Annotated in this window: 22 protein-coding genes; 11 read left to right on the plus strand and 11 right to left on the minus strand. The window is 73.0% G+C overall.

Annotated elements, in window-relative coordinates; all coding sequences use genetic code 11:
- Window positions 1-40: 40 nt before the first annotated feature.
- Complete coding sequence (locus ACQ1X7_RS08365; RefSeq protein ID WP_432477757.1) at window positions 41-589, minus strand: SRPBCC family protein; 549 nt, start codon at window positions 587-589, stop codon at window positions 41-43.
- Window positions 478-1,332: a phosphoribosylaminoimidazolesuccinocarboxamide synthase gene (locus ACQ1X7_RS08370; protein ID WP_432477706.1), complete on the minus strand. Its 855-nt coding sequence runs from the start codon at window positions 1,330-1,332 to the stop codon at window positions 478-480. Before ACQ1X7_RS08370 ends, ACQ1X7_RS08365 begins: the two co-directional genes overlap by 112 nt.
- A gap of 69 nt (window positions 1,333-1,401) precedes the next feature.
- On the opposite strand from ACQ1X7_RS08370, the gene ACQ1X7_RS08375 reads away from it, so the two are divergent.
- Entirely contained in the window at window positions 1,402-2,391 is a 990-nt protein-coding gene (locus ACQ1X7_RS08375; protein WP_432477707.1) for a sulfotransferase family protein, read from the plus strand.
- Here the strand turns inward: ACQ1X7_RS08375 and ACQ1X7_RS08380 are convergent.
- Both ACQ1X7_RS08380 and ACQ1X7_RS08385 read right to left on the minus strand, forming a co-directional pair.
- Entirely contained in the window at window positions 2,334-3,224 is an 891-nt protein-coding gene (locus ACQ1X7_RS08380; RefSeq protein ID WP_432477708.1) for a hypothetical protein, read from the minus strand. The two genes, ACQ1X7_RS08375 and ACQ1X7_RS08380, sit on opposite strands and share 58 nt — an antisense overlap.
- Window positions 3,225-3,254: 30 nt before the next feature.
- Window positions 3,255-3,701 (minus strand): SRPBCC family protein, encoded by a 447-nt coding sequence (locus ACQ1X7_RS08385; protein ID WP_432477709.1) that lies wholly within the window; start codon window positions 3,699-3,701, stop codon window positions 3,255-3,257.
- A gap of 43 nt (window positions 3,702-3,744) precedes the next feature.
- Here ACQ1X7_RS08385 and ACQ1X7_RS08390 point away from each other — a divergent pair, with 43 nt between their 5' ends.
- Complete coding sequence (locus tag ACQ1X7_RS08390; RefSeq protein WP_432477710.1) at window positions 3,745-5,178, plus strand: MFS transporter; 1,434 nt, start codon at window positions 3,745-3,747, stop codon at window positions 5,176-5,178.
- 81 nt (window positions 5,179-5,259) lie between these two features.
- On the opposite strand, the gene purB is transcribed toward ACQ1X7_RS08390, so the two are convergent.
- Genes purB through ACQ1X7_RS08415 form a run of 5 tightly spaced genes read right to left on the minus strand, consistent with a single transcriptional unit; the run spans window position 5,260 to window position 10,219 of the window.
- The gene (purB, locus tag ACQ1X7_RS08395) at window positions 5,260-6,678 is read right to left on the minus strand and encodes an adenylosuccinate lyase (RefSeq protein ID WP_432477711.1); all 1,419 of its coding nucleotides are present in this window, start codon (window positions 6,676-6,678) and stop codon (window positions 5,260-5,262) included.
- Window positions 6,679-6,703: 25 nt separating this feature from the next.
- Window positions 6,704-7,567, minus strand: coding sequence for a biotin-dependent carboxyltransferase family protein (locus tag ACQ1X7_RS08400; protein WP_432477712.1), 864 nt, complete (start codon window positions 7,565-7,567; stop codon window positions 6,704-6,706).
- Window positions 7,564-8,187: a 5-oxoprolinase subunit B family protein gene (locus tag ACQ1X7_RS08405; RefSeq protein ID WP_432477713.1), complete on the minus strand. Its 624-nt coding sequence runs from the start codon at window positions 8,185-8,187 to the stop codon at window positions 7,564-7,566. Before ACQ1X7_RS08405 ends, ACQ1X7_RS08400 begins: the two co-directional genes overlap by 4 nt.
- Window positions 8,188-8,191: 4 nt before the next feature.
- Window positions 8,192-8,959 carry a LamB/YcsF family protein gene (locus ACQ1X7_RS08410; protein WP_432477714.1) on the minus strand — a complete coding sequence of 256 codons (768 nt, stop codon included), beginning with the start codon at window positions 8,957-8,959 and terminating at the stop codon, window positions 8,192-8,194.
- An 18-nt stretch (window positions 8,960-8,977) separates the two neighbouring features.
- Window positions 8,978-10,219, minus strand: coding sequence for an NRAMP family divalent metal transporter (locus ACQ1X7_RS08415; RefSeq protein WP_432477715.1), 1,242 nt, complete (start codon window positions 10,217-10,219; stop codon window positions 8,978-8,980).
- A gap of 102 nt (window positions 10,220-10,321) precedes the next feature.
- Here ACQ1X7_RS08415 and ACQ1X7_RS08420 point away from each other — a divergent pair, with 102 nt between their 5' ends.
- From ACQ1X7_RS08420 to ACQ1X7_RS08435, 4 genes are all read left to right on the plus strand, one after another.
- Window positions 10,322-11,047, plus strand: coding sequence for a GntR family transcriptional regulator (locus ACQ1X7_RS08420; RefSeq protein ID WP_432477716.1), 726 nt, complete (start codon window positions 10,322-10,324; stop codon window positions 11,045-11,047).
- Window positions 11,048-11,110: 63 nt separating this feature from the next.
- Window positions 11,111-12,445: a hypothetical protein gene (locus tag ACQ1X7_RS08425; protein WP_432477717.1), complete on the plus strand. Its 1,335-nt coding sequence runs from the start codon at window positions 11,111-11,113 to the stop codon at window positions 12,443-12,445.
- 2 nt (window positions 12,446-12,447) lie between these two features.
- On the plus strand, window positions 12,448-13,443 hold the full coding sequence (locus ACQ1X7_RS08430) for an LLM class flavin-dependent oxidoreductase (protein WP_432477718.1): 996 nt from the start codon (window positions 12,448-12,450) through the stop codon (window positions 13,441-13,443).
- A complete protein-coding gene (locus ACQ1X7_RS08435; protein ID WP_432477719.1) occupies window positions 13,440-14,234 on the plus strand; it encodes a putative hydro-lyase in 795 nt (264 codons plus the stop codon). Before ACQ1X7_RS08430 ends, ACQ1X7_RS08435 begins: the two co-directional genes overlap by 4 nt.
- A gap of 125 nt (window positions 14,235-14,359) precedes the next feature.
- On the opposite strand, the gene purD is transcribed toward ACQ1X7_RS08435, so the two are convergent.
- Window positions 14,360-15,595, minus strand: coding sequence for a phosphoribosylamine--glycine ligase (gene purD, locus ACQ1X7_RS08440; protein ID WP_432477720.1), 1,236 nt, complete (start codon window positions 15,593-15,595; stop codon window positions 14,360-14,362).
- Between the two features lie 196 nt (window positions 15,596-15,791).
- Here purD and ACQ1X7_RS08445 point away from each other — a divergent pair, with 196 nt between their 5' ends.
- From ACQ1X7_RS08445 to ACQ1X7_RS08465, 5 genes are read left to right on the plus strand one after another with little or no spacing between them, the layout of a single operon-like run.
- Window positions 15,792-17,063, plus strand: a complete 1,272-nt coding sequence (locus ACQ1X7_RS08445; protein ID WP_432477721.1) for an extracellular solute-binding protein — start codon at window positions 15,792-15,794, stop codon at window positions 17,061-17,063.
- A gap of 12 nt (window positions 17,064-17,075) precedes the next feature.
- Window positions 17,076-18,098, plus strand: a complete 1,023-nt coding sequence (locus ACQ1X7_RS08450) for a carbohydrate ABC transporter permease (protein ID WP_432477722.1) — start codon at window positions 17,076-17,078, stop codon at window positions 18,096-18,098.
- Entirely contained in the window at window positions 18,095-18,913 is an 819-nt protein-coding gene (locus tag ACQ1X7_RS08455; RefSeq protein ID WP_432477723.1) for a carbohydrate ABC transporter permease, read from the plus strand. The genes ACQ1X7_RS08450 and ACQ1X7_RS08455 overlap by 4 nt, the downstream gene beginning before the upstream one ends.
- Window positions 18,910-20,325: a GH1 family beta-glucosidase gene (locus ACQ1X7_RS08460; RefSeq protein WP_432477724.1), complete on the plus strand. Its 1,416-nt coding sequence runs from the start codon at window positions 18,910-18,912 to the stop codon at window positions 20,323-20,325. The genes ACQ1X7_RS08455 and ACQ1X7_RS08460 overlap by 4 nt, the downstream gene beginning before the upstream one ends.
- Window positions 20,326-20,335: 10 nt before the next feature.
- The gene (locus ACQ1X7_RS08465; RefSeq protein ID WP_432477725.1) at window positions 20,336-21,361 is read left to right on the plus strand and encodes a LacI family DNA-binding transcriptional regulator; all 1,026 of its coding nucleotides are present in this window, start codon (window positions 20,336-20,338) and stop codon (window positions 21,359-21,361) included.
- A gap of 48 nt (window positions 21,362-21,409) precedes the next feature.
- Here the strand turns inward: ACQ1X7_RS08465 and ACQ1X7_RS08470 are convergent, their stop codons facing one another.
- Window positions 21,410-22,702 (minus strand): adenylosuccinate synthase, encoded by a 1,293-nt coding sequence (locus ACQ1X7_RS08470; RefSeq protein WP_432477726.1) that lies wholly within the window; start codon window positions 22,700-22,702, stop codon window positions 21,410-21,412.
- Window positions 22,703-22,842 lie beyond the last annotated feature (140 nt).

The raw sequence follows: 22,842 nt of genomic DNA on the forward strand, positions 1-22,842 counted from the left end.
CCGACCCTAGGTGACCCGCTCCCTCCGACGACAGGGGCGATCAGCGGGGCCGGCGGGTCAGCACGTCGTCGACCCGGCGCAGGTCGTGACCGATGGCCGGGCCGGCCAGGCGGCCCGCGACGGCCACCGGTACCGCCCAGATCCCGGAGCCGGACAGCGAACCCTCCGCCCGGACCCGGCACCCCGTGGGGGTGGTGTCGAAGAACATCGTCAGGTCGGCGCGGATGCCGTGCCAGCGGCCGGTCTCGGCCCAGACCCGCGGCGGGTCGAGGCGGGTGATCTCGAGGCGCGGCCTCAGCAGGGCGAGGGTGTTGTCGCGCCAGGTCATGCCCAGGTGGGGCTCGGAGGTCCGGTCGCACAGCGTGACGGAGAGCAGCGAGGCCTGCCACTCCGGGCGGTTGCGCGGGTCCGCGAGGTAGCCGAACACGGCCTCGCGCGGGTGGTCCAGCTCCACCGTCGCGGTGAAGCCGACGGTGGTCAGAACGCCTCCCCGGTCAGCCGCTCGTAGACCTCGACGTAGCGGTCGCGCGTGCGCTCGACCACCTCGGGCGGCAACGGGGGCGGCGGGGCTCCGGACGCACGGTCCCAGCCGGACTCCGGGGAGAGCAGCCAGTTGCGCACGATCTGCTTGTCGTACGACGGCTGGGTGCGCCCCGGCTGCCACTCGTCAGCGGGCCAGAACCGGGACGAGTCGGGCGTGAGCACCTCGTCGGCCAGCACCATCGTCCCGTCGGCACGGCGGCCGAGCTCGAGCTTGGTGTCGGCCACGATGATGCCCTGCCGGCGCGCGACCTCCTCGGCCCGGGCGTAGACGGCCAGCGTGGTCGCGCGCAGCTCGGCGGCGACGGACTCACCGACGGTGCCGACCACCGCGTCGTACGACACGTTCTGGTCGTGCTCGCCCAGGTCGGCCTTGGTGGCGGGGGTGAAGACGGGCTCCGGCAGCCGGCTGCCGTCCTCGAGCCCGGGGGGCAGCGCGATCCCGCACACCTCCCCCCTCGCGCGGTAGTCGAGCAGGCCCGACCCCGTCAGGTATCCGCGGGCCACGCACTCGACGGGGTACATCTCGAGTCGCTCGCAGACGACGGCGCGGCCGGCGTACTCGGCGGGCACGTCGGTGGACACCACGTGGTGGGGCACGAGGTCGGCGAGCCGGTCGAACCACCACAGCGACATCCGGGTCAGCACCTCGCCCTTGCCGGGGATCTCGGAGTCGAGCACGAAGTCGAAGGCGCTGATCCGGTCGCTGGCCACCATCAGCAGGTTGCCGTCCGGGAGGGCGTAGAGGTCGCGCACCTTGCCGGAGTGGAGGTGCTGGAGGCCGTCGCTCACGCGGCCGATCCTAGAGGCGGACCAGCGCCAAGTCTTTCTCTAGTTACTGACGTGACATACAGTTCTAACGTGGACCCGACGTTCCTGATCATCGGCGCCCCGAAGGCCGGCACCACCGCGTTGCACGCCGCCCTGAGCGCCCACCCCGACGTGTTCGTCAGCTCGCCGAAGGAGCCGAAGTACTGGCTCTGCGACGGCGCACCCCCGCCCGCGTGGTGCGGCCCCGGTGACGCCCACTCGCAGCGCGAGTGGATCTGGCGCCACGACGACTACCAGCGGCTCTTCGACGGCGCCGGCGAGCGCCGGGCGCGGGGCGAGAGCACCCCGTTCTACCTCTGGAGCCGGGGCGCCCACCGCCGGATCGGCGAGGCGCTGCCGGAGGTGAAGCTGATCGCGGTGGTCCGGGACCCGATCGACCGCGCGTACAGCAACTGGATGCACCTGTGGTCCGACGGGCTGGAGCCGGTGGAGGACTTCGAGAGCGCGTTCGCGCTGCAGGACGACCGGGTGCGTCGCGGCTGGGCGCCGTTCTGGCGCTACCGCGACCTCGGCCTGTACGGCGAGCAGCTCCAGCACCTGCAACGCCACGTCGACCCGTCGCGGATCCTGGTGATGCGCTACCGCACCATCGTCGACGAGCCCCGCGCCGCGGTCGACCGGGCCTGCCACTTCCTCGGCATCCGGCAGGGCCAGGTCGCGTCGATCCCGCGGGACAACTCCCGCGACTACGTCGAGCCGGGGTGGCGACCGCGGGTGCTCGGTCCCGTGGTCCGCGCGGGCGCTCGCGCCGGCGCGCTGGTCCCGCCGGAGGTGTGGCGCAAGGCCAGTGGCCCCCTGGTCTCCCAGCTGTCCGGCAGCAACGGGGTGCACCGGCCGCACCTCGCCCCCGACGCCCGGCGGCGGCTGATCCCGAGCTTCGCCGACGACGTGGCGCTGCTGACCGAGCTCACCGGGGAGGACTTCTCCGACTGGCTGTCGACGGAGAGCCGCGGATCGTTCGGTCAGCGCACGCAGGTCACCAGGTCGTGGGCCCCGTCGGGGCGGGCCGCCTCGACGTAGAACCGGGTGCGCCCACCCGGCAGCCGGACGGCGGTCGCGTAGCGGAAGGCGCCGTCGGAGTGGGGTGACGCGATCGGCCGGACCGCCGGGTCGGGCACCAGCCGGTCCCCCTCCCAGCGGGCGACCCCGGTGGTCTCGTACCAGTTGGACTCGGCGTCCGCGCGACCGTCGTAGAGCACCTCGAGCGCGGTGGCGTCGAGCACCGCGGTGACCCGGGCACCGCGCTCGTCCCACTCGCCGGGCCGGCCGCGGAGCACCTCGCCGAGGTCGTGCCAGGTCAGGCCGTCCTCCCCGACCAGCAGCCGCGTCGTCATCCGGTCCTCGTCCCCGGGCTCGGTGAGCGGGTGGCAGCACAGCCACATCCGCCAGCCGTCGGCGTCGCGGGTGACGACCGGGTCCTTGACCGCCGTCCAGTCGTCGCCGGGATGCACCACCGCGCGACGACCAGAGGGCAGCTGCTCCGGGGAGTCCGCGGTCAGGCTGTCGACCCACCAGTGCTTGGAGGCCGGCGTCGCGCAGGACAGGTAGAGCCGCCAGCGGCCGTCGGCGAGCGGCACGAGCGCCGGTCGCTCGAACGACTCGCTGCCGAACGCCTCGCGGCCGACCTCGACGACCGGCTCGAAGCGGACGCCGTCGTCGGAGCGCGCCACCACCACGCTCACACCGCGCCCGTCGGTGAGCGGGCGGCGTACCCGGTAGGCGAGCCAGAAGACCCCGTCGCGGAGCACCACGGTGGCGGCGCCGGACCAGTTGCCGGGGCCGGGGTCGGGCGCGGGGACGACCACCTCGCAGTCGTCGTACGCCGGCAGGGAGCTCACGGGGACAGCCGTCATGTGTCGATCATAGTCGACTAACCCGCTCGACTATAGGTCCCGTCGTTCCAGGAGCGCCTTCAGCCGGGCCAGGTCCCTGGTCGTGGCCCGCCGCATGGACCGCTCCATCACCGGGGCGGTCACCCCGGCGAACCCCGACGGGGTGCCGCGGTTGCGCAGCGTCATCCGGGTCGCGCCCTCGACCACCGGCTCCCAGGTGTAGGTGGTCTCCATGGGGAACGGGCCGTCCGCGGTGCGCATCACCAGCCGCTCGTCGGGCGTCAGCTCGACGACCTCGTAGGTGTAGGCGAGCCGGCGGCCGAGGAACCGGGCGACGAAGTCCATCCGCGAGCCGACCGCGACCGGTGGTGGGGTCTGCCAGGTGACCTCGCGGATGTTGACGTACCACTCCGGGGCATGGGAGGGGTCGCCGGCGTACGCCGCGACAGCGGCCACCGGCCGGGCGATCACGGTCTGCACACGGACGTCGACGGGCACGACCCCAAGCCTAGGGCTCGGCCGTGGTGAGAGGGTGGCCATGATGGAGCAGCACGGGGAGGCACCGGCGACGGCGGCGTACGCCCCCGATCCCCGGCGCTGGCGGGTGCTCGCGGTGACCCTGCTCGTCGGCTTCATGTCGCTGCTCGACGTCACGATCGTGAACGTCGCGGTGCCCTCGATCCGGGCCGGGCTCGACACCTCGGCGGCCACGATCCAGTGGGTGGTCTCCGGCTACGCCCTCGCCTTCGGCATGACCCTGGTCGCCGGTGGCCGGCTCGGCGACGCGCACGGCCGGCGGCGGCTGATGACGATCGGGCTGGTCGGCTTCATCGTCTCCAGCGCCGCGGTGGGGCTGGCCCCGAACGCCGCCGCGATCGTGGTCGCCCGACTGGCCCAGGGAGCCAGCGCGGGCCTGCTGACGCCCCAGAGCTCGGGGCTGATCCAGCAGCTGTTCCGCGGTGACGAGCGCGGCCGGGCGTTCGGGCTGTTCGGTTTCACGGTCGCGGTCGCCTCGGCGACGGGGCCGCTGATCGGGGGCGCGCTGATCCGGCTGCTGGGCGAGGACGAGGGGTGGCGCTCGCTGTTCCTCGTCAACGTCCCGATCGGGCTGGTGGCGCTGGTGCTGATCCGTCGGCTGGTCCCCGACAACGCCGCCGGGCAGGGCGAGCCGGACCGCGACCCCCGCATCGACGTCACCGGCGCGCTGCTGCTCGGGCTGACGGTGGTGGCCGTCCTCTACCCGCTGGTCAGCCTCGAGGGCGGTGCGGGCCTGCCGCTGGTGCTGCTCATGGCGGTACCGCCGCTGGCGTGGGCGTTCGTGCGTTGGGAGCAGCGCACCGTACGCCGCGGCCTCCCGCCGCTGCTCGACGTCTCGCTGCTGCGCACCCTGCCCGGCTACGCCAACGGGCTGCTGGTGGGGACGCTGTACTTCACCGGTTTCACCGGCATCTTCCTGGTGCTGTCGGTGCACCTCCAGGAGGGCGTCGGCTTCTCGCCGCTGCACACCGCGCTGCTGCTGACGCCGTTCGCGATCGGCGCCGCGACCACCTCGCCGGTCGCCGGACGGCTGGTCGGCCGGATCGGCCGCCGGATCACGCTGCTCGCGCTCTCGGTGATGATGACCGGCACGGCGCTGTCGGCGTGGCTGGTCACCTCCCCGCCCGACGCGCTCTGGTGGACGCTCGCGCCGGCGATGTTCCTCGCCGGCGTCGGCGGTGGCGGCGTGATCTCCCCCAACTTCACGCTCACCCTGGCCGAGGTGCCACCGACGATGGGCGGCGCGGCCGGCGGGGCACTGCAGACCGGGCAGCGGATCGGCTCCGCCCTCGGCGCCGCCCTGCTGATGACCGTCTACCAGGCCTCGCTCGCCGTCACCTCCCCCGCCCTCGCGGCGCGCTGGGCCCTGCTCACCGCCCTCGTGGTGCTCGCCGTCGCGCTCGCCGCCGCCGTACGCTCCTGGCGCCTCGGCGACTGACCCCTCATTTCGGATAGTTGGACGCCGAAATCATCATTCGACGGCCCGAACCCATGACTTTGGCGTCCAACTATCCGAAATTCAGAGGATCGCGCCCGGGGAGTACGCCGCGGCGTCGGGGTGCCGGGCGACGACGTCGGCGACGCGGCGGCAGACGGCCTGGGTCTGCGCGACGGCGGCGCCGGTGAAGGTGATCGGGTCGGCGACGAGGGAGTCGAGGTCGGAACGGGACAGGCCGAGCCGGTCGTCGCCGGCGAGTCGGTCGAGCAGGTCGTTGTCGGTGCGTCCCTCGCGCATCTCGAGCGCGACCGCGACCGCGTGCTCCTTGATCGCCTCGTGGCCGGCCTCGCGCCCGACGCCACCGCGGACCGCCGCCATCAGCACCTTGGTGGTGGCGAGGAACGGGAGGTAGCGGTCGAGCTCGCGCTGCACCACGGCCGGGAAGGCGCCGAACTCGTCGAGCACCGTGAGGAAGGTCTGGAACAGCCCGTCGGCGGCGAAGAACGCGTCGGGCAGCGCGACCCGGCGTACGACGGAGCAGGAGACGTCACCCTCGTTCCACTGGTCACCGGCGAGCTCGCCGACCATCGAGAGGTAGCCGCGGGTGACGACGGCCAGGCCGTTGACCCGCTCGCACGAGCGGGTGTTCATCTTGTGCGGCATCGCCGAGGAGCCGACCTGACCCTCGACGAATCCCTCGGTCACCAGCTCGTGACCGGCCATCAGTCGGATCGTGGTCGCGAGGTTCGACGGCGCCGCGGTCAGCTGGACGACGGCGGACAGCACGTCGAGGTCGAGGCTGCGCGGGTAGACCTGCCCGACGCTGGTCAGCACCCGGTGGAAGCCGAGGTGGCGGGCCACCCGCTCCTCCAGGTCGGCGAGCGCGGCCTCGTCGCCGTCCAGCAGGTCGAGCATGTCCTGGGCGGTGCCCATCGGACCCTTGATGCCGCGCAGGGGGTAGCGCACCAGCAGCTCCTCGACCCGCTCGACCGCCACCAGCAGCTCGTCGGCGACCGTGGCGAACCGCTTGCCGAGGGTGGTCGCCTGGGCGGCGACGTTGTGCGAGCGACCCGCCAGCACGGTCGTCTCGTGCTCGGCGGCCAGCCGGGCCAGCCGCGCCAGGGCGGCCACCGCCCGGTCGCGCAGCAGCTCGAGGCTCTGCCGGACCTGCAGCTGCTCGACGTTCTCGGTCAGGTCGCGCGAGGTCATGCCCTTGTGGACGTGCTCGTGCCCGGCGAGTGCCGCGAACTCCTCGATCCGCGCCTTCACGTCGTGGCGGGTGACCCGCTCCCGCGCGGCGATCGACTCGAGGTCGACCTTGTCGACCACGTCCTCGTAGGCCTCGACGACGCCGTCGGGCACGTCGACCCCGAGGTCGCGCTGGGCCCGCAGCACCGCGACCCAGAGCCGGCGCTCCAGCACCACCTTGTGCTCGGGGGACCAGATCGCGACCAGGTCGTCGGCGGCGTAGCGGGTGGCCAGCACGTTCGGGACGGTCACGGCCCCAGCCTATCGAGGGCCCTGTCTACCAAGGGCCCTGCCGACGCGGACCGGTGCGCAGCCGGAGCCGCTGCCCGGGCCGGACCTGGGCGCAGCGGTCGACGTCGTGGTCGTCGACGTAGCCGATCACGGGATAGCCCCCGGTCACCGGGTGGTCGGCCAGGAACAGCACCGGCAGCCCGGACGGCGGGATCTGCAGGGCGCCCCGGAGCATCCCCTCGCTCGGCAGCTCGCCCTCCCGGCGGCGCTCCAGCGCCTCGCCCTCGAGCCGGACTCCGACCCGGTTGCTGTCGCCGCTGACGGCGTACTCCTGGGTGGTGAGCAGCCGCCAGGCGGCGTCGTCGAACCAGTCGCGCCGCGGCCCCTCGGAGACGTGCACCTCGAGCAGGTCGCCCTCGGGCTCGCGTACGGCGGCCAGGTCGATCCCGGGCACGTCGCCGGCGTCGTCGCCGACTCTCAGCCGGTGGCCCGGCTCCAGCTGCGGAGGCCCGAGTCCCCCGAGCACGTCGGTGGCGGCCGACCCGAGCACCGGGTCGACGGCGAACCCGCCGCGCACCGCGACGTAGGTCCGTAGCCCGGAGGCGGGCGCGCCCAGCCGGACCACGTCGCCGGCACGCAGCCGGACCGGCCCGTTGTGGGGCGCGCCCGGGCAGCGCGCACCGGTGGCCACGATCGTGACCTCGTCCTCGGCGCGCAGCACCAGCCCCCCGAAGGTCACCTCCAGCACGGCCGTCCCGGGGTTGTTGCCGACCAGCCGGTTGGCGAGCCGGTACGACGCCCGGTCACACGCGCCGGAGCGGCCGACGCCGATCGCGGCCCGGCCGGCGCGCCCCTCGTCCTGGAGGGTGGCGAGCGGGCCGGTCTCCTCCACGACGACGTGCCTCGTCACGAGCCGGCCTCCACGAACCGGACCCGGGTCTCGGGTGTCAGCAGGGCGGGCGGGTCGCGGTCGAGGTCGAACACCGCGAGGTCGGTGCGCCCGATCAGCTGCCAGCCACCGGGCGTCTCGCGCGGGTAGACCGCGGAGAACTCGCCCGCCAGCGCGACCGACCCGGCCGGCACCTTCTTCCGCGGGCTGTCCCGGCGAGGGATGCTCCACTCGCCCTCGTCGGCCGTGCAGTAGCCGAAGCCGGGCGCGAAGCCGCAGAACGCGACGGTCCACAGGCCGCTGGTGTGGCGGCGGACCACCTCGTCGGTGTCGCAGCCGAGGACCTCCGCCACGTCGCCGAGGTCGTCGCCGTCGTAGACCACCGGCACCTCGACCACCGACGCGCCGTCCCCGGTGCCGGCGTCGCCGCTCCCGGGCTCGAGCCCCTCGACCGCAGCCCGGACCTGGTCCGGCGTCGTGGCGTCCGGGTCGAGCACGAGCAGCACGGTCCGGGCGGCCGGCACCACGTCGACGACGCCGTCGGGCGGGTCGGCCTGCAGCACGCCGTACAGCCCGAGGACCTCGTCGAGGTCGTCGCACTCGAGCAGCAGCCCGGCGCTGCCACTGGGGAGGACGCGCACCTGCTCAGCCCTGGGCCGCGAACGCGCGGATCTCGACCCCGGCCGCCTCGAGGGCGGCGCGGACGGAGCGGGCGATCTCGACGGCGCCCGGGGTGTCGCCGTGGACGCAGATCGAGTCCGGCGCCACCGTGATCGAGCCGCCCTCGACGTCCTCGATCGGCTCACCCGCCGCCATCGCCACGCAACGCTGCGCGATGGTCTCGGCGTCGTGGAGCACCGCCCCCTCGAGCCGCCGCGACACGAGCGTGCCCTCGGGGGTGTACGCGCGGTCGGCGAACGCCTCCTGGACGACGGTGAGGCCGGCGGCCTCCGCCTCGCGCAGCCACACCGAGCCGGGCAGCCCCATCACCGGGAGCGTCCGGTCGTGGAGCACGATCGCCTCCACGACCGCCGCCGCCTGCTCCTCGTGGTGGACGATCGCGTTGTAGAGCGCGCCGTGCGGCTTGACGTACCCCACCCGGCCGCCGGCGGCCCGGGCGAACGCGTCGAGCGCGCCGATCTGGTAGATCACGTCGTTGGTCAGCGCCGCCGGCTCCATGTCGATGAAGCGGCGCCCGAAGCCGGACAGGTCGTTGTAGCTCACCTGCGCCCCGATCACGACGCCGCTCTCGACGGCGCGGTCGCAGACCCGGCGCATGATCGAGGCGTCGCTGGCGTGGAACCCGCACGCGACGTTGGCGCTCGACACGACGCCGAGCAGCGCGTCGTCGTCGCCCAGCTCCCAGTTGCCGAACCCCTCGCCGAGGTCGGAGTTGAGGTCGACTGCGGACATCCGGTTCTCCCTCCGTGGTCAGAACAGGTCGAAGACGGGACCGACCGAGGTCCAGGCCAGGTAGACCGTGACCAGCCACGCGGCGGTGCCGAGGGAGACCAGCCACTTCGGGTAGCGGTAGCCGCCGAGGAGGTCGCGTCGGAACCAGGCCACGAACATCATCACGCCGATGCCGATCGGCAGCAGCAGCCCGTTGAAGGCGCCCGCGAAGATCAGCAGCGTCGTGGGCGCCGCACCGGCCACGACGAAGATCCCCGTCGTCAGCGCGATGAACGCCACCACCAGGCCGGTCCGGACGGCGTCACTGGTGCGGGTGCGCGAGGTGATGAACGAGACGGTCGTGTACGACGCCCCGATCACGCTGGTGATCGCGGCCGCCCACAGGACGATCCCGAACACCCGGAGCCCCACCTCGCCGGCCGCCGCCTGGAACGCGTCGGCCGCCTGGTTCTCCGGGTCGAGCTCGAAGCCCTGGGTGACCACGCCGAGGATGGCGAGGAACAGGATCACCCGCATCACGCCCGTGACGATGATCCCGGTCACCGAGCCCCGGGTGATCTCGCGGAGCCGGTCTGTTCCCTGCACCCCGGAGTCGAGCAGCCGGTGCGCGCCGGCGTACACGATGTAGCCGCCGACCGTCCCCCCGATCAGGGTGGTGGTCGCGAGCCCGGTGCCGTCCTGGATCTCGACGGTGCCGCGCAGCACGTCACCCATCGGCGGTCCGGAGGTGATCGCGATGTAGGTCGTGAGGACGATCATCACCGCGCCGAGGACCAGCACCACCCGGTCGATCGCGAGTCCGGCCTTCTTCGAGAGGAAGATGCCGATCGCGATGGCGGCCGAGAGCGCACCGCCGATGGTGGGGTCGAGGCCGAGCATCGCGTCGGTGCCGAGCCCGGCGCCCGCGACGTTGCCGACGTTGAACACGAACCCGCCGACGAGCAGCAGGGCCGCCATCACGAAGCCCAGGCCCGGGAGCACCCGGTTGCCGAGCTCCTGGGCCCGCATCCCGGAGACGCCGATCACCCGCCACACGTTCAGCTGCAGGGCGATGTCCACCAGGATCGAGACCAGGATCGCGAACGCGAACGCGGCGCCGAGCTCGACGGTGAACGCCGTGGTCTGGGTGATGAAGCCCGGTCCGATGGCGGAGGTCGCCATCAGGAAGATCGCGCCGATGAGCGTGCTGCGGGTTCCCGCGCTCATCCGGCTCTGAGTGGTGGTGGCAGAGGTGCCGGGCGTGGTCTCGGGGGTGGTCATCGCGACTCCAAGGGGTTGTCAGCGGTCGCTCGACCCTAGTAGTTGTTCAACAATGTCTGTCAAGGGTCACGCCCGGATTCGTTGGTGCGCCATGATGGGCCGATGACCGCCGAACGGCTCGGCCACGAGGGCCTCGACGAGGTGCTGCGCCGCCTCGCCGTCCGTCACGACGTCCCCCGTCCGCCGCAGGTCAGCACGGCCGACCACGTCACCGCCGTGCTGAGCCAGGCCATCGTCGAGGGCGAGCTGCCGCCCGGGACGCAGCTGTCCGAGGAGCGGATCGGGCGCTCGCTCCAGGTCTCGCGGAACACCCTCCGCGAGGCCTTCCGGCTGCTCAGCCACGATGGCCTGCTGGTGCACCACCGGCACCGCGGCGTCTTCGTCCCCGAGCTCGACGAGGCCGACCTCACCGACATCTACCGGCTCCGGATCGCCTTGGAGACCGGGGTCCTGCGCTCGCTCGGACGGGCCGACGCAGACCGGCTGCGCCAGCTCGAGGACGCCGTCCGCAGCGGCGAGGAGGCCGCGCGTCGCGGACGGTGGCGCCAGGTCGGCACCGCGAACATGGACTTCCACCAGCACCTGCTGGCCCTGTCCGACAGTCCCCGGATGACCACTGTCGGACGACAGGTGCTCGCCGAGACCCGGCTGGCGTTCCTCAGCCTCCGGCAGCCGCGGACCCTGCACGAGCCGTTCCTCGGCCGCAACCGGGACCTGGTGCGCCTGCTGGGGGCCGGCCGGCTCGCGGAGGCCGCGGAGTTCCTCGAGCGCTACCTCCTCGACTCCCGCGAGCAGCTGCTGGCGACGCTGCGTGCGGACCGCGCCTGACCCTTGCACCTTTGTTCAACAATCACCTAGCGTGGCGAGTCCACCTACTCGGAGGAGGACCCCATGCACCCCCGAACGTCGCTGGGGGTGAGCGCCGTCGCCGTGCTGGCGACCGCCCTCACCGCAGTCCCACTGGCCCTGTCGGCACCCGCGTCCGCCGGCCCGCAGTCGCCCGGGCAGCGGACCGGCTGCTACGACACCTCGCTGCCCACCACGGTCGAGGAGTCCCGGCTCACCGTCCGGACCGCTCCCGACCAGGAGCCGGCGTCCGACCAGCTGCTCCGCGCGGGCGGGTTCGACCGCTACGCCGACCGGTTCGACGCCCAGCTGTGCCAGGCGACCACGCTGAAGGCCGCCCGGCTCAAGGCCGCCCGCCACGGCACCCGGCTGTGGCGCACCGCGGTCGACCGGGCCCACGGCCAGCGACCCGACCTGGGCACCATCGACGCCTACGACGACCGGCCGCTGTACTGGGCCCACCTGCGCGCCACCAAGGCACTGCGCCAGTGGGCGCCCCGCGGGGTCGAGCTGACCCCCGAGCAGCGGACCGACCTGGTGACGACGTTCGTCGAGCACGCCAGGGGGCTCACCGACACGGACTTCCCGCGCGGCAGGGACGTCACCCGGGTCCTCGTCAGCGGCTTCGACCCCTACACCCTGGAGACCGAGCCGCGGCGCTCCAACCCGTCCGGCGTGACGGCCCTGCAGCTCGACGGGACCCGCTACGAGACCGACAAGGGGACGGTGGCCATCGAGTCGGTGGTGTTCCCGGTGACGTGGAGCGGCTTCGACGCCGGCATCGTCGAGGACGCCTTCGGGCCGCACCTCCGGTTGGGCGACCGGCAGCGGGTCGACCTGATCACGACCATCAGCCAGGGCAGCGCCTTCAACATCGAGCAGTGGGCCGGCCGCTGGCGCGGCGGCTCGCCGGACAACAACAACGAGGGTGAGCCCGAGGTGATCCCGGAGAACCCCGCGTGGCCGATGCCGCAGCCGCCGCCGGAGTTCATCGAGACCACGCTCCCCCACGAGGCGATGATCGCGGCCGGCACCGGGCCGTTCCCGGTCCGGCTCAACCCGCGGATCTGCGAGTGGCACCCCGCGACGTCCCCGGCCGACAACGTCTGCCACGACGGTCCGCCCACCCCGGGGTGGCGGGCCTACTCCGGCGGCGGCGGCAACTACCTGTCCAACGAGAGCCAGTACCGCTCCAACCGGGTCCGGATCGGGCTCGGGGCCCTCGACGTCCCGGGCGGCCACCTGCACACGCCGCCGCAGACGTACGCCGCGGACCGCACGGTGCTGCTCGACGAGGAGATGCGGCAGCTCCGCCACGACATCGCCGACCAGGCGGTGGCCCTGGTGAGGGCGGCCGCCGCGGCGGTCCAGGAGGACTGAGCGTGGTGGTCCCGGCCCTCGACGTCCGCGTCCCGCTCGGGCGCCCGCTGCCCGAGCTCGCCGGCTTCGCCCGCCGGTGCGAGGACGCCGGACTGTCGGGGGTCGGGGTCCCCGACCACCACCACGTCGGCCGCGACGCGTACGCCGCCCTGGCGGCCATGGCGGGCGCCACCGACCGGCTGACGCTCTACCCGGCGACCTCCAACGTGGTCACCCGGCATCCCCTGGTGCTGGCCGCCCTGGCCAACTCCCTCGACGAGCTGGCGCCGGGACGAAGCCTGCTGACCGTCGCGCCCGGCTTCCTCTCGGTCGAGAAGGCGGGCGAGCCGCAGGCCCGCCGCGAGCAGCTGGGCCGGGTGGTGCAGGCTCTGCGCCGCCTGCTCGGCGACGGGCGGGCGACGTACGACGGCCACGAGCTGGAGCTGTTCCACCGCCCGGCGACCGGCTCCCGGGTGGTCGTGCTGGCCTCCGGACCGCGGCTGCTGGAGCTGGCCGGCGAGGTCGCCGACAGGTTGCCTGTCGACTCACGGTTCGCTTCCGGTCGCGGTACCAGTGGTCCAGACCGACGAGTGCCTCACGAGCGGGCCGGCCGCGACCCAGCCGAGCTGGAGGAGATCCTGATCGTCCCGTTCGGTCTCGGCGACGCCGCGACCACGCGCGGGTGGGTGCAGGGCTGGTTCCGCGAGGGCCAGCCGTGGCTGCGCTACCCCAGCGCGTCCAACCTGCGCTGGCTGCGCGAGGCCGGGATCGACCTGCCCGACGACTACGACCCGGCCGACGTCGACGACTCGCTCGCCGACCGGGTGCTCGACGCCTACGGCCTGTTCGGCTCGCCGGAGCACTGCGCCGAGCGGCTGCAGCTGGCCTGCGCCGAGCTCGACCCGGCGCGGATGTTCCTGTTCCCGGCACACTCGTGGGAGACGACGTACGACCTGCCCGGGGAGGCGGTGGCCGCCGCCGGCAGCCACCTGGTCCCCGCCCTGGAGGAGCTGTCATGACCGCCACCCACGAGCGCCCCCGCGCCACGCCCCACGAGGCACGGCGACAGTTCCGCGACGGGCTGGTCGCACCGACCACCGGCTGGTGCGACGGCTGGACCCAGGCCAACCTCGTGGTGCTGCCGCGCGACTGGGCCTTCGACATGCTGCTCTTCGCGCAGCGCAACCCGCAGCCGGTCCCGCTGCTCGACGTGACGGAGCCGGGCAGCCGATCGTCGGTCCTCGCCCCGGAGGCCGACCTGGCGACCGACGTCCCCCGCTACCGGGTGTGGCGCGACGGCGAGCTGGTCGACGAGCCGACCGACGTCGCCGACCTGTGGACCGACGACCTGGTCAGCTTCCTCATCGGCTGCAGCTTCAGCTTCGAGACCGCGCTGCTCGAGGCCGGGGTCCCGGTGCGGCACGTCGACCAGGGACGGAACGTCGCGATGTACCGCACCGACGTCCCCTGCCGCTCCGCGGGCCGGCTGTCCGGCGACCTGGTCGTCTCGATGCGGCCCATCCCGGCGAGCCAGGTCACGGCCGCGGTGCAGGTGACCGGGCGGATGCCGCGGGTCCACGGTGCGCCGGTCCACGTCGGGGACCCCGAGTCGATCGGGATCCGCGACCTCGCCGCTCCCGACTTCGGCGACCCGGTGGTGGCGCACCCGGGCGATGTCCCGGTCTTCTGGGCCTGCGGGGTGACCCCGCAGGTGGCGCTGATGGCGTCGCGGCCGCCGTTCGCGATCACCCACGCGCCGGGCCACATGCTCGTGACCGACGCACCCGACCGCGACTACCGCGAGCCCTGAGCCGCTCGTCCGGCTCCACCCGACGGCGCTGGAACCTGGTGGGCGAGTCGCGCGGTCGGCGGCCGATGCTTCCTCCGCGAGGCGCCGGTTTCCCCGCTCGAGCGGGGAAACCGACCGCCCCCCGCTCAGACCCCAGCCGCGATGTCGGTGCGGTGCTGGGCGCCGGGGAAGTCGATCGCGGCGACGCCGGCGTACGCCGCGTCGCGGGCCGCGGCGACGTCGTCGCCGAGCCCCACCACGGCGAGCACCCGGCCGCCGGAGGTGACCAGGTCGCCGTCACGCTCGGCGGTGCCGGCGTGGATCACGTGGACGCCCGGTCGCGACTCGGCGGCCTCGACCCCGGTGATGACGTCGCCGCTCGAGGACGACGCGGGGTAGCCCGCGCTGGCCATCACCACGCCGACCGCAGCACCCGGCTTCCACCGCGGCGGGTCGACCTCGGCCAGCGTCCCGGACGCGGCCGCGCGGAGCAGCGTGCCGAGCGGGGAGTCGAGCAGCGCCAGCAGCGGCTGGGTCTCCGGGTCGCCGAAGCGGGCGTTGAACTCCACCACCCGGACGCCGCCGCTCGTGAGCGCGAGGCCGGCGTAGAGCAGGCCGGCGAAGGGCGTGCCACGGCGCGCCATCTCGTCGACGGTCGGTTGCAGCACGTCGCGCAGCACCTGCTCGACCAGGTCCTCCGGCGCCCAGGGCAGGGGCGTGTAGGCACCCATGCCGCCGGTGTTGGCGCCCTGGTCGCCGTCGTGGATCCGCTTGAAGTCCTGGGCCGGCTGCAGCGGTCGGACGGTGCTGCCGTCGGTGAGGGCGAAGAGCGAGACCTCCGGACCGTCGAGGAACTCCTCGACCACGACCCGCCCGCACGCCGCCGCGTGGGCGAGCGCCGCGTCGCGGTCGTCGGTCACGACCACGCCCTTGCCGGCGGCCAGGCCGTCGTCCTTGACGACGTACGGCGCCCCGAGCTCGTCGAGGGCCGCCTCGGTCTCCGCCGGCGACTCGCAGACGAACGCGCGAGCCGTCGGCACGCCCGCCGCCGCCATCACCTCCTTCGCGAACGCCTTGGAGCCCTCGAGCCGGGCGGCCTCGCGGCTGGGGCCGAAGCAGGCGATACCCCGGGTGCGGACCGCGTCGGCGACGCCGGCGACCAGCGGCGCCTCGGGTCCGACGACGACCAGGTCGGCGCCGAGCCGCTCGGCCAGGTCGGCGACGGCCTCGCCGTCGAGCGGGTCGACCCGGTGGAGCGCGGCGACGGCGGCGACCCCGGGGTTTCCCGGGGCCACGTGGACCTCGGTGACGCCGGGATCGAGGGACAGGGCCCGGGCCAGTGCGTGCTCACGGCCGCCGGTGCCGATCACGAGGGTCTTCACGAGCGGCCAGCCTAACGGCCGTGCCAGAGTGGCTCGACGACGCCCGCATGGCCCAGTTCGGGGGAACGTGTGAAAGCGCTTCCACCAGTTCGGTCACGATTACTCCCGCAACCTTGACAAGGTTGTGTGACGGCTGTCACGGTGATCGGCAACTCGCGGTGGAAGCGCTCTCACAACGCTGGAGGCAGGACAGACCATGACTCGACACACCCGGAACGGACGGCTCGCCCTCGGCGCCCTGGTGGCGCTCTCGCTCGGCGTCGTCAGCGGCTGCGGCTCCGACGACGCCGCCAGCAGCGACGAGGGGCCGGTGACGATCACCGTCGCGACGTTCAACGAGTTCGGCTACGAGGACCTCATCGAGGAGTGGAACGCCGAGCACGACGACATCACGATCAAGCAGGTGAAGGTCGGCACCTGGGACGACGCCAAGGCCAACCTCTACACCAAGCTCGCGGCCGGCTCCGGCCTGTCCGACGTCGAGGCCATCGAGGGTGACGCCATGCCGGCCATCCTCGCCGAGTCCGACGCGTTCGCCGACCTCACCGACCCCGAGCTGGACGGCCGGTGGCTGGACTGGAAGGCCGAGGCCGCCACCGACGCCGACGGCCGGATGATCGGCTACGGCACGGACATCGGTCCGGAGGGCATCTGCTACCGCGCCGACCTGTTCAAGAAGGCCGGGCTGCCGACCGACCGGGCGGAGGTCGCCGGGATGATGGAGACCTGGGACGACTACTTCGCGCTGGGTGAGCAGTTCCTGGCCAAGGTGCCCGACACCGCCTGGTACGACTCCACCGGTGGCACCGCGCAGGCCATGCTCAACCAGGTCGAGAACCCCTTCGAGCAGGACGACAACACGGTCGCGGTCGACAACCCCGAGCTCAGAGCGGTCTACGACACGCTCACCGCCAACGTCGAGAAGGGCCTCTCGACCCGGCTGGCCCAGTGGAGCGACGACTGGGTGGCCTCCTTCCAGAACGACGGCTTCGCCACCATGGCCTGCCCGGGCTGGATGCTCGGCGTGGTCGAGGGCAACGCCGAGGGCGTGAAGGGCTGGGACTTCGCCGACGTCTTCCCGGGCGGCGGCGGCAACTGGGGCGGCTCGTTCCTCACCGTGCCGGCGCAGGGCGACCACATCGAGGAGGCCACCGAGGTGGCCGCCTGGCTGACCGCGCCCGAGCAGCAGGCCAAGGCGTTCGCGGCCAAGGGCACCTTCCCGAGCCAGGTCGAGGCGCTCGACGCACCCGAGGTCAGCGAGGCCACCAACGCCTTCTTCAACGACGCACCGGTCGGCGAGATCCTCGCCAACCGCGCGGAGGCGGTGACGGTGCAGCCGTACAAGGGCCCGAAGTACTCCGACATCCTGCAGGCGTTCCAGGCGGCGCTGCTGCGGGTCGACGACGGGTCGCAGACGCCCGACCAGGCGTGGGACCAGTTCGTGTCCGACGTCGAGGCGCTGGGCTGATCCCGACGCCCGATGATCCGGCTCATCCAGGTCCGCGACGGGGACACCGATACTGGCGCGGTGTCCCCGTCGCCGATCACGACCCGTGACGCCTCACGTCCCCCCGACGCGAGGCCCGGGTTCCGGCAGCGGCTGGCGGCCTGGGACGTCCGGTTCTCGCCGTACCTCTACATCTCCCCGTTCTTCCTGCTGTTCGCGCTGATCGGGCTGTTCCCGCTCGCGTACACGGCGTGGGTCTCCGTGCACGACTGGAGCCTGCTGGGCGGGAAGGGGGAGTACGTCGGCCTCCAGAACTACCAGGACGTCCTCGCCAACCCCTACTTCCTCAAGCAGCTGGTCAACACGATCAGCATCTTCCTGCTCTCCTCGGTCCCGCAGGTCGTGATCGCGGTGACCCTCGCGGCCCTGCTCGACAACCAGCTCCGCGGCCGGACCTGGTGGCGGATGAGCATCCTGCTGCCGTTCGTGGTCTCCCCCGTGGCGGTCGCGATCATCTTCGGCAGCCTGTTCGGCGACCGCTACGGACTGGTCAACCAGCTCCTCGGGGGCATCGGGCTGGACGCGGTCCCGTGGCACACCGACCGGTTCGCGAGCCACGTCGCGATCGCGACCATGGTCAACTGGCGCTGGACCGGGTACAACGCGCTGATCTTCCTCGCCGCGATGCAGGCGGTCCCCCGCGACCTCTACGAGTCCGCCGAGCTCGACGGTGCTGGCCCGGTGCGGCAGTTCCGCCACGTCACGCTGCCGATGATCAAGCCGACGATGATCTTCGTCATCATCACCTCCACCATCGGCGGGCTCCAGATCTTCGCCGAGCCCCGGCTCTTCGACGAGACGAACGCCCGCAACGGCGGCGCGGACCGGCAGTTCGGCACGATCACGATGCTCATCTACGACTTCGGGTGGCAGCTGCGCGACCTCGGACGGGCGTCGGCGACCGCCTGGATGCTGTTCGTGATCATCTGTGGCATCGCCGCCCTCAACTACCTCGCCATCCGGCGGCTGGGGCGGATCGGCGGTGAGCTGCGATGAGCCGGCGCCCCGGGTTCCTGGTCTACGGACTGCTGCTCGCCTTCGCGTTCGGCTCGGCGGCTCCGCTCTACTGGTCGTTCCTCCTCGGCTCCCACACCAAGGAGGTCGCGGCCCAGGGCGTCCCGCCGCTGCTGCCCGGCGGCCACTTCCTCGACAACGCCCAGCGCGCGCTCGACACGGTGCCGTTCTGGAAGGCGCTCGGCAACAGCCTCCTGGTGTCCTCGGTGACCGCGGTGTCGGTGGTGTTCTTCTGCACCCTGGCCGGCTACGCGTTCGCGAAGCTGCGCTTCCGCGGACGCGGCGTGCTGCTCGTCTTCGTGATCGCCACCATGGCGGTCCCGACCCAGCTCGGCGTGGTGCCGCTGTTCATCCTGATGGCGGAGTTCGGCTGGGCCGGCACCGTCTGGGCGGTCGTGATCCCGTGGCTGGTGACGGCGTTCGGCGTCTTCTTCATGCGCCAGTACCTCGTCGACGCCCTGCCCGACGAGCTGATCGAGGCGGCCCGGATGGACGGCTGCTCGCAGATCCGGATCTTCTGGCACGTCGCCGCGCCGGCGGCCCGGCCCGCGGCCGCGATCCTCTGGCTGTTCACGTTCATGCAGGTCTGGACCGACTTCTTCTGGCCGCTGATCGCCCTCCCCGCCGAGAACCCGACCATCCAGGTCGCGCTCAACCAGCTCCAGAGCGGCTTCTTCAAGGACTACAGCCTGGTGCTCGCCGGCACCACGCTGGCGACCGTCCCGCTGCTCGTCCTGTTCATCGCCGCCGGACGCCAGCTGGTGTCCGGCATCATGCAAGGAGCCGTCAAGGGATGACCACGACACTCACGGCCTCCGCCCAGGCCGCCCGGGGACCGGTCCGGTTCCCGTCCGACTTCCGCTGGGGGCTCGCCACGGCGTCCTACCAGATCGAGGGTGCGGTGGCCGAGGACGGCCGGACGCCGTCGATCTGGGACACCTTCTCCCGCGTGCCCGGGGCCGTCGCCGGCGGTGACACCGGCGACGTCGCCTGCGACCACTACCACCGGATGGCCGACGACGTCGCGCTGATGGCGGGGCTCGGCGCCGGCTGGTACCGCTTCTCGGTCGCCTGGCCGCGCGTCCGGCCGGACGGCGGCGCCCCCAACCCGGCGGGCATCGGCTTCTACGACCGCCTGGTCGACGAGCTGCTGGCGCACGAGATCGCGCCCTGGCTGACGCTCTACCACTGGGACCTCCCGCAGGTCCTCGAGGACGCGGGGGGCTGGACCGTCCGCGACACCGTCGACCGGTTCGTCGAGTACGCCGTGACCGTCCACGAGGCGCTCGGCGACCGGGTGCCGGTGTGGACGACCCTCAACGAGCCGTGGTGCTCGGCGTTCCTCGGCTACACCTCCGGCCGGCACGCCCCCGGGCGGCGCGACGGAGCGGCCGGGATGCGGGCGGCCCACCACCTGATGCTCGCCCACGGCCTGGCCACCACCGAGCTGCGCGGCCGGGGCGCCGAGACCCTCGGCGTCACGCTGAACCTCACCGTGGCCGACCCGGCGGACCCCGAGGACCCCGCCGACGTCGACGCCGCCCGACGGGTCGACGCGCTGCACAACCGGATGTTCCTGGAGCCGATCCGCAGCGGCGCCTACCCCGCCGACCTGCTGACCGACACCGAGCACCTCGGGTGGACCGACGTGGTGCGCGAGGGCGACCTGACGGCGATCTCCGCGCCCATCGACGTGCTCGGCGTGAACTACTACCACGGCGACGCCGTCTCCGCGGAGCCCGGCCCGGACCCCGACGGCCGCAGCCCGTTCCCCGGGCTGGAGCAGATGTGGATGCCCAAGCGTGACCTGCCCCTCACCGCGATGGGCTGGGAGGTGCAGCCGGAGGGGCTGACCCGGCTGCTGGTGCGGCTCCACGACGAGCACCCCGGTCTCCCGCTGGTGGTGACCGAGAACGGCGCGGCGTACGACGACGTCGTCGGCCCCGACGGCGAGGTGGACGACACCGAGCGGCTCGCCTACTTCGACTCCCACCTCCGGGCGGTCCACGCGGCCCGCGAGGCCGGCGCCGACGTCCGGGGCTACTTCGCCTGGTCGATGATGGACAACTTCGAGTGGGCGGAGGGCTACGCGAAGCGGTTCGGCCTGGTGCACGTCGACTACCCCACCCAGCGCCGGACCCCCAAGGCCAGCGCACGATGGTACGCCGAGGTCTGTCGCACCGGCCGGCTGCCCGGCGGGGAGGGCTAGCGTGGCGACGGTGAACCCGACCGGCTCGTCCGCGCTGCCGACCCTCGACGAGGTGGCGCGGGTCGCAGGGGTGTCCCGGGCGACCGCGTCGCGCGCCGTCAACGGCGGGCCGAAGGTCAGCGAGAGCGCCCGGCGGGCGGTCGAGGAGGCGGTGCGCACCCTCGGCTACGTCCCCAACCGGGCGGCGAGGGCGCTGGTCACCCGGCGGACCGACTCGGTCGCCGTGGTGGTCCCCGAACCCGACGACCGGGTGTTCAACGACCCGTTCTTCGCCTCGACGCTGCGCGCGGTGACCCGGGTGCTGGGCGAGCGGGAGATGCAGCTGGTGCTGCTGCTGGCGCGCCCCGGGGCGGAGGAGACGCGGATGCTCCGCTACCTCTCCAACCGGCACGTCGACGGCGCCCTGGTGGTCTCCCACCACCGCGACGACCGGCTGGCCGAGCTGCTGCCCGAGATCGGGCTCCCCTGCGTGTTCGGCGGCCGGCCCTGGACCGGCTCGGACCGGGTGCCCTACGTCGACGTCGACAACGTCGCCGGTGGCCGCGACGCCACCGAGCACCTGGTCCGCCGCGGCTGCCGGCGGATCGGCACCATCGCCGGTCCGGCCGACATGACGGCGGCCATCGACCGGCTGACCGGCTGGCACGACGCGCTGCTGGCCGCCGGGCTCCCGTCCGACGCCGTCGTCCACGGCGACTTCACCGAGGAGGGCGGACGCCGGGCGGCCGAGGAGCTGTTCGCGCGGCACCCCCACCTCGACGGGCTGGTCGTGGCCTCGGACCTGATGGCCCGCTCCGCCCTCGCCGTCGCCCGGTCGCGCGGCCTGCGGGTGCCCGACGACCTCGCCGTCGTCGGGTACGACGACCTGGGGGTCGCCGAGACCACCGACCCGCCGCTGACCACCATGAAGAACCCGATCACCGAGATGGCCGCGCGGGCCACCCAGCTGCTGCTGGACCGGATCGACGGCCGCGAGACCGGCGGCCCCTACCGGCTGATCATCCCGAGCCAGCTGGTGGTCCGCGCCTCGGCGTAGCCCCGACGACACGTGTGCCTGGGCGCACGCCCAGGCACATGCCGCGGGCTACGTGGGGGGCACCTCGAGCGTCTGCTCGCGCCCCGGGCCGACGCCGACGCCCCAGATCCGGGTGCGGGACATCTGCTCGACCGTGCGGACGTAGCGCTGGGCGTTGACCGGCAGCTCCTCGAAGCTGCGGCAGCCCGAGATGTCCTCCCACCAGCCGTCGAGGTGCTCGTAGACCGGCTTCACGTGGTGGAACTCGGTCTGGGTCATCGGCATCTCGTCGTGGCGCTCACCGTCGACGTCGTAGGCCACGCAGACCGGGACCTTCTCCCAGCTGGAGAGCACGTCGAGCTTGGTGAGGAAGAGCTCGGTGAGGCCGTTGACCCGGGCGGCGTAGCGGGCGATGACCGCGTCGTACCAGCCGCAGCGGCGGTCGCGGCCGGTCGAGACGCCGACCTCGCCGCCGACCTTCCAGAGCTTCTCGCCGTCGGCGTCGAACAGCTCGGTCGGGAACGGGCCGGAGCCGACCCGGGTGGTGTAGGCCTTGATCACGCCGATCACCCGGTCGACCCGGGTCGGTCCGACACCGGCTCCGACGCAGACGCCGCCGGCGACCGGGTTGGACGACGTGACGAACGGGTAGGTGCCGTGGTCGACGTCGAGCATCGTGGCCTGGGCGCCCTCGAACAGCACCGTGCGGCCGTCGTCGAGCGCCCGGTTGAGCAGCAGCGAGGTGTCGGCGACCATCGGCCGCAACCGGTCGGCATACGACAGCAGCTCGTCGACGACCGCGTCGACCTCGACGGCCCGGCGGTTGTAGACCTTGGCCAGCAGGTGGTTCTTCACCTCGAGCGCGCCCTCGACCTTGGCGGCCAGGATCTTCTCGTCGAAGAGGTCGGCGACCCGGATGCCGAGCCGGTTGACCTTGTCGGCGTACGCCGGACCGATCCCGCGGCCGGTGGTGCCGATCTTGGACTTGCCGAGGAACCGCTCGGTCACCTTGTCGACCGTGGAGTGGTAGGACGCGATCACGTGGGCGTTGGCCGAGACGACGAGTCGCTCCTCGACGCCCTCGACGCCGCGGGCCAGCAACCCGTCGAGCTCGCGGAACAGCGCCTCCGGAGAGACGACGACGCCGTTGCCGATCACCGAGGTCGCCCCGGGGCTCAGGATGCCCGACGGCAGCAGGTGGGTGGCGTACTTCTCACCGTTGACGACGATCGTGTGGCCGGCGTTGTGGCCACCGCTGGTGCGGACCACGAAGTCGATGGTGTCGGTCGTCGCGAGCAGGTCGGTGGCCTTGCCCTTGCCCTCGTCGCCCCACTGGGCGCCGAGGATCATGATGGCCGGCATCGGGGGCCCGCCTTCCACGTCGGGGTCACTGTCGAGGTCGGAAATGCCGCGAGCCCCGGGCGGCAACAACCGCGGCGGGGCTCTTGCGGGCCGAGGCTACCAAGCGACGTCGGCACCCTCCCACCCGTCGGCTAGGGTCC

Source organism: Nocardioides sp. GXQ0305, assembly GCF_050880345.1.
Classification (GTDB): Bacteria; Actinomycetota; Actinomycetes; order Propionibacteriales; family Nocardioidaceae; genus Nocardioides.